The sequence below is a fragment of the uncultured Cellulomonas sp. genome, assembly GCF_963527515.1.
Classification (GTDB): Bacteria; Actinomycetota; Actinomycetes; order Actinomycetales; family Cellulomonadaceae; genus Cellulomonas.
The window spans coordinates 164,399-170,893 of the sequence record NZ_CAURTV010000001.1; the positions used below are offsets into that span (position 1 = coordinate 164,399).

Annotated in this window: 5 protein-coding genes; 3 read left to right on the plus strand and 2 right to left on the minus strand. The window is 72.1% G+C overall.

Annotated features, from left to right (window positions below):
- Window positions 1-21: 21 nt before the first annotated feature.
- The gene (locus RYN42_RS00725; protein ID WP_315092870.1) at window positions 22-1,497 is read right to left on the minus strand and encodes an HD domain-containing phosphohydrolase; all 1,476 of its coding nucleotides are present in this window, start codon (window positions 1,495-1,497) and stop codon (window positions 22-24) included.
- Between the two features lie 212 nt (window positions 1,498-1,709).
- Here RYN42_RS00725 and RYN42_RS00730 point away from each other — a divergent pair, with 212 nt between their 5' ends.
- Both RYN42_RS00730 and RYN42_RS00735 read left to right on the plus strand, forming a co-directional pair.
- A complete protein-coding gene (locus RYN42_RS00730) occupies window positions 1,710-2,978 on the plus strand; it encodes a family 16 glycosylhydrolase (protein WP_315092872.1) in 1,269 nt (422 codons plus the stop codon).
- Between the two features lie 98 nt (window positions 2,979-3,076).
- Window positions 3,077-3,964 (plus strand): phenylalanine 4-monooxygenase, encoded by an 888-nt coding sequence (locus RYN42_RS00735; RefSeq protein ID WP_315092874.1) that lies wholly within the window; start codon window positions 3,077-3,079, stop codon window positions 3,962-3,964.
- Window positions 3,965-3,968: 4 nt separating this feature from the next.
- On the opposite strand, the gene RYN42_RS00740 is transcribed toward RYN42_RS00735, so the two are convergent.
- A complete protein-coding gene (locus RYN42_RS00740) occupies window positions 3,969-5,780 on the minus strand; it encodes an FAD-dependent monooxygenase (RefSeq protein WP_315092875.1) in 1,812 nt (603 codons plus the stop codon).
- A gap of 101 nt (window positions 5,781-5,881) precedes the next feature.
- On the opposite strand from RYN42_RS00740, the gene RYN42_RS00745 reads away from it, so the two are divergent.
- Window positions 5,882-6,495, plus strand: a 614-nt coding sequence (locus tag RYN42_RS00745; RefSeq protein WP_315092876.1) for a thiamine pyrophosphate-binding protein, incomplete at its 3' end; no start/stop codon positions are given.

Below are 6,495 nucleotides of genomic sequence, written 5' to 3' on the forward strand. Positions count from 1 at the left end.
CAGTGCCGACCCTGAGCCCCGCTAGCTCCCCTCGGCCTGCTCGGCCCGCTCCAGCTCCTGCTCGGTCTTCTTCGCCTTCTCGACGTTCTGCCGCTTGGCGGCCCGGCCCTCGGAGTCGTCCGTCGGCGACGTGCCCTCGACGCCTTCGGCGACCTGGTCGAGCGGCGAAAGGACCGGGGGTTCCGCGACCACCACCTCCGGCACAAGTTCCGTCGCTTCCGGGTCGGTCGGGGTGGCCGGCGGCTCGTCGGCCACGGCGATGGAGGTGGGCAAGTCCGTCGCGACGCTCTCGTCCGCCACCGGTGCGACGGCGGACGTACCGGCCGGGATCGACGCGACCGGCTCGGACGGGCGCAGGGCGTCGGCGAGGGTCCCTCCCGCGGTCGCCGTGGAGACCGACAGCACCAGACCGATCGCTCCGGTGCTCTTGAGTGCGCCCACCGTGGTGAACCTCTGCACGACGGAGGGCAGGTCGGCGGCGAAGGTGGGGACGCCGGGCAGGACCGAGAGGATGCTCAGGGGCCCGGCGACCCGGCGGAGCCGGCCCAGACCGATGGCGAGGAACGCCCGGACCACCTGGGGATCGAACTGCTCGCCGGCGCACCGCGCCAGCTCGGCGCGGGCCGCGGCCGCGGGCAGGGCGCGCTTGTAGGAGCGCGCCGTGGTGATCACGTCGTAGGCGTCGGCGACCGCGACGATCCGGGCGCCCCGGCTGATCGCGGTGCCGGCCAGCCCGCTCGGGTAGCCGTCGCCGTCCCAGCGCTCGTGGTGCTGGCCGATCACGTCCAGCCACGGACCGAGCCACTCGGCCAGCGGCTGGGCGATCTCCATGCCGGCCTCGGGGTGGCCGGCGAGCACGGCCCACTCCGACGTCGTGGGCTCGCCCGGCTTGCTCAGGAGGGTCGCGGGGACCCGCAGCTTGCCGACGTCGTGCAGCAGGGCGGCCCAGCTGAGCTTGGCGGCCTCCGGCCCCGAGAGGCCGAGCTCCCTGCCGATCAGCGCCGAGTACGCCTGGACGCGCTCGCTGTGCCCGCGGGTGAGCCGGTCGTGATCGCTGATGGCGGCGACGAGGCGCAGGATGCGCGCGGCGTGCTCGTCGTCCGGCCGCAGACCGCGCGGGCGCCGGGACGCCACCAACCGCGCCTGCAGCGCGTTGGGCGAGTAGTGGCTCATGGCCACCGCGAGCCGCGACGGTGCACGGTCCGGGAAGTACAGCGTGAGGCGCAGCAGGGTCGCCAACGGCAGGAACCGGCGAGCCAGCCGCGTCGCCAGGAGCAGGACCGCGGTCGCGCAGCAGAGCTCGACGAGCAGCCAGATCCACGGGTTCACGCCGAGCCGGCGCGGCGGGAACCAGTGCACGGCCACCAGCCCGAGCCCGACCGACAGGACGACGGGAACCGAGGAGATCAGCATCCGGATGGCTGCCGCCAGGACCGGGTGACCCTTCCAGACGCCCAGGCTCGCGTCGTCGTAGTTCTGGGTCGGACCGAAGGCCATCTTCTGACTTCGACCATGCGGGCCCGGAACTTGACGCCTCGTTCGGGTGACCGTCGCCCGTAAGAGTTACTTGCCAGTCAGTAACAATCGCCGTTACTGTCGGCCCCAAACGGACATGTCGCCCCCCACGTGCGCAGCGTCGTGACACGTGTCATCGGGCGGGCGCCGACCACGGCCGTGTCCGATCGCCGACCGGCTTCCAGGAGGCAACGATGCACCACGCACACCCACGCACCGCCACCCATCGCGCGCGAGGACTGGCCGCAGCACTCGGCGCCGCCGCCCTGGTCGCCGCGGGGCTCGTGGCCTCGACGGCCACCACGGCCGAGGCGGCGATCGGCGACGTCATCTGGTCGCAGGAGTTCAACGGGTCCGCCGGCAGCGCACCCGACTCCGCCGTCTGGAGCTACGACACCGGGGCCGGCGGCTGGGGCAACGCCGAGCTGCAGAACTACACGACGTCGCGGAACAACTCCGCGCTCGACGGGCAGGGCAACCTGGTCATCACGGCCCGGCGCGAGGGCGACGGGTCCTACACGTCCGCGCGGCTGCAGAGCAACGACAAGGTCGAGGTGAAGTACGGCCGCGTCGAGGCACGGATGCAGATCCCCCGCGGCCAGGGCATCTGGCCGGCGTTCTGGATGCTCGGCGCCGACTTCCCGCAGACGTCGTGGCCGTCCTCCGGCGAGATCGACATCATGGAGAACGTCGGCAAGGAGCCGCACCGCATCTACGGCACGGTGCACGGACCCGGCTACTCGGGCGGCGGCGGCATCACCGGCGCCTACCAGCACCCGCAGAACTGGTCGTTCGCCGACACCTTCCACACGTACGCCGTGGACTGGAAGCCCGGCTCGATCACGTGGTCGGTCGACGGGAACGTCTTCCACCAGGTCACGCGCGCCAGCGTCGGCGGCAACGCCTGGGTGTTCGACAAGGCCTACTTCCTCATCCTCAACGTGGCCGTGGGCGGCCAGTGGCCCGGCTACCCGGACGGCTCGACCCAGTTCCCGCAGCAGATGAAGGTCGACTACGTCCGCGTCTACGACAACGGCTCGGGCACCGGCGGCGGCGGGGGCGGCGGTTCGCTGCCCACCGGGACAGGCACCCTCCGCGTCGCGAACTCGCTCTGCCTCGACGTGCCCTGGGCGCAGACGCACGACGGCAACCCGATCCAGGTCGTCGGCTGCAACGGCAACGCCGCCCAGCAGTGGACCCGCGGCTCCGACGGCACGGTCCGCGCGCTGGGCAAGTGCCTCGACGTGAGCGGCGGTGGTACCGCCAACGGGACCGTCGTGCAGCTCTGGACGTGCAACGGCACCGGCGCCCAGAAGTGGGCGTACGACTCGGGGAGCCGCGCGCTGAAGAACCCGCAGTCCGGTCGTTGCCTCGACGCCGTGGGCGGCACACCCGTCCACGACGGGCAGCGTGTGAACCTGTGGGACTGCCACGGCGGGGCGAACCAGCAGTGGTTCCTCTGACCGCCCTCTGACCCGCTGACCCCCGTCCGGCAGCCTGGCCGATCAGGCTGCCGGGCGGGGGGATGCGTCGCGGGCCGTTCAGGCGTAGAACGGGTCGCATGTTCGACGAAGGACAGCTCTACGCCCCCGTCACCGCCGACGAGGACGGCAAGGTCACGGTGCACCTGGCGGACGACCATCCCGGTGCGCAGGACCAGGAGTACCGCCGCCGCCGGGAGGAGATCGCCGGCCCGGCGCTGGGGTGGCAGCCCGGGGACCCCGTGCCGCGCGTCGAGTACACGGACTCCGAGAACGACATCTGGCGGACCGTGTGCCGCGAGCTGGCGCCCAAGCACGAGCGGCTCGCGATCCGCGGCTACCTCGAGGGCAAGGAGGCGCTCGCCCTGCCCACCGACCACGTGCCGCAGCTCGACGAGGTCAGTGCCGGCCTGGACCCGCTGAGCGGCTTCCGGCTCCACCCGGCCGCGGGGCTGGTCCCCCTCGACGTCTTCTACGGGTCGCTCGCGGACGGGGTGTTCCACTCGACCCAGTACCTCCGGCACCCGTCCCAGCCGCTGTACACGCCGGAGCCGGACGTGATCCACGAGGTCGTGGGGCACTGCAACCTGCTGGCCAACCCCGCGATCGCCGAGGTCAAGCGTCGCGCCGGGGAGGCCGCTCGGCGGTGCGAGACCCCCGAGGGGCTGCAGTACGTCGCCGACGTCTTCTGGTTCACCATCGAGTTCGGCGTGATGTACGAGGACGGCGAGCTGCGGGCCTACGGCGCCGGCCTGCTCTCGTCCTACGGCGAGATCGATGAGTTCCGGGGCGCCGACATCCGCCCGGTCGACTTCCACCAGATGGCAACGCTGGCGTACGACATCAGCCACTACCAGCCGATCCTGTTCGCCTGCGACGGCATGGGTGAGCTGACCGACCGGGTGGCCGGCTTCTTCGCGGAGTTCGACGACGAGACGCCTGCGCGGCTCGCGCACGACGCCGCGTAGCTCTCTACAGCAGGTGCTGCCGGAAGAACGCCGCCAGCTCGTCCGTGGCACCCAGCGGCAGGACCGCCGCGACGTACTGGTCGGGCCGGACGACGACGACGCACCCGGCACGGTCGACGCCCCGCACCTCGAAGATGTCCTCGTCGGGATGCGCCGCGAAGACGTTCTCGTGGTCGACGAGCCGGAAGGGCCCCGTCCGGGGCAGGAAGAGCTCCGGCACGTCCGCGATGTCCACGTCGACGTGCCGCTGCTGGTAGACGACCTTGACGTCGAGGACGTCCTCCCGCACCTCTGAGCCGGCCACCCGCTCGGCCCAGGCCGTGAGCGCGGAGGCGTCCCGGTCGGCGAACGCGTACACGCGCCAGCGGCCGTCGGCGCGGTGCTGGTGCCCGAGGTGCAGCGGGTTGGCGTCCGCGACGCGGACCACGGGGGCGGACCTGAACCGCTTGCCCACCGGGAAGCCCGTGGCCAGGGCCTGGTGGATCGGCTCGGCGACGACCATCGAGGGTGCGTACTGCGTCATGAACCCGAAGAGGAACTCCGTCGTGCGCACGTAGAAGTCGGCCAGCCGCCCGGGGTCGCCCAGCTCCTCAGGGGTCTTCGCCATGAGCGAGGACCACTCCTTGTCGAAGTCGATGAGGTGCTGCGCCACGACCTGACGCTCCGCGGAGTAGGTGGCGAGCAGGCTCTCGGGGCTGCGACCGGTCAGGACGTAGCCGAGCTTCCACGCCAGGTTGAACCCGTCCTGCATGGAGACGTTCATGCCCTGGCCCGCCTTGGCGCTGTGGGTGTGGCAGGCGTCGCCCGCGATGAAGATGCGGGGAGCGCGCGTGCCGACCTCCTCGCGAGGGACGTCGTCGAACCGGTCGGTCAGCCGGTGACCCACCTCGTAGACGCTGTGCCAGGCGACGTGCCGGACGTCGAGCGTGTACGGGTGCAGGATCTCGTTCGCCCGGGCGACGATCTGCTCGATCGTCGTGCTGCGCACCTCGTGGTGGGCGTCGGGATCCACCTCCCCGAGGTCGACGTACATGCGGAAGAGGTGGCCGCCCTCCCGCGGGATGAGCAGGATGCTGCCGCCCGCACCGGACTGGATCGCGCACTTGAGGCGGATGTCCGGGAAGTCGGTCACGGCCAGGACGTCCATGACGCCCCACGCGTGGAACGCCGAGGTGCCCTCCATGGTGCAGCCGATCGCGGCGCGCACCCGGCTGCGGGCGCCGTCGGCACCCAGGACGTACTTCGCCCGCACCACCTTCTCCTGGCCGGCCCGCTCGAGCGTGACCGTGACGTGGTCCTCCGATCGCTCCAGGCCCCGGAACTCGTAGCCGTAGTCCGGCGCCGTGCGGCTGGGTGAGTGCGCCATGTACTCGGCGAAGTAGTCCAACACCCGCGCCTGGTTGACGATGAGGTGCGGGAACTCGCTGATGCCGCCGGGGTCGTCGGCCGGCCGCTCGCCCCGGACGATGCGCGACGCGTCGTGCGGGTCCGGGTGCCAGAAGCACATCTCGGTGATGCGGTAGGCCTCCTCGGCGATCCGGCCCGCGAACCCGAACGCCTGGAACGTCTCGACGCTGCGCGCCTGGATGCCGTCCGCCTGCCCGATCGCGAGCCGACCCGGGCGCTGGTCGACGATGCGCGTGACGACCTGGGGGAAGTGGGAGAGCTGCGCGGCCGCGATCATCCCCGCTGGCCCGGCGCCGACGATGAGGACGTCCACCTCGTCGGGGAGCTCGGCGGGCCGGTCGAGGCCGACGCCCGCCGCGGGCTGCACGCGGGGATCGCCTGACACGTAGCCGTGGTGGTGGAACTGCATGGACCGACTCCCCTGACGCCGATGTCGAGGTGCGATGGATCGTATATTATCCCTGCGAGACCGCAACGACGCGGTCGACCCGGTCCGGGAGGCCCTCTTCGATGCCGACGGTTTCCGCTCACGTCGCGGTCACGCTCGCCGCGCACGTCGACCACGTCTTCGGGGTCATGGGCAACGGCAACGCGTACTTCCTCGACGCCTTGAACCGTCAGACCGACGCCCGCTTCGTCCCGGTGCGGCACGAGGCCGGTGCGGTGGTCGCCGCCGACGCCTTCCACCGCGCGTCCGGCAGGCTCGCCGCCGCGACGACCACCTACGGAGCCGGGTTCACCAACACCCTGACCGCCCTCGCGGAGGCGGTGCAGGCCCACGTGCCGCTCGTGCTCGTCGTCGGCGACGAGCCGACGTCGGGTCCACGCCCGTGGGACGTCGACCAGATCGCCATGGCCGCGGCCGTCGGTGCCCGCACGTACACCGTGGGCCGCACCGATGCCGCCGCGACGACCGTCATCGCCGTCGAGCACGCGCTGACCTACCGCGTGCCGACCGTGCTCGCGATCCCGTACGACGTGGCGACGCTCGACACCGGCCCGGTGCCGCCGTCCGTGACCCCGCGCCTGCCCGCGCCGCTCGAGGTGCGGGGGGCCTTCGCCGACGGCGTCGTGCGGGAGATCGCCGCGGCGCTGGCCACCGCGCACCGACCGCTGCTCCTCGC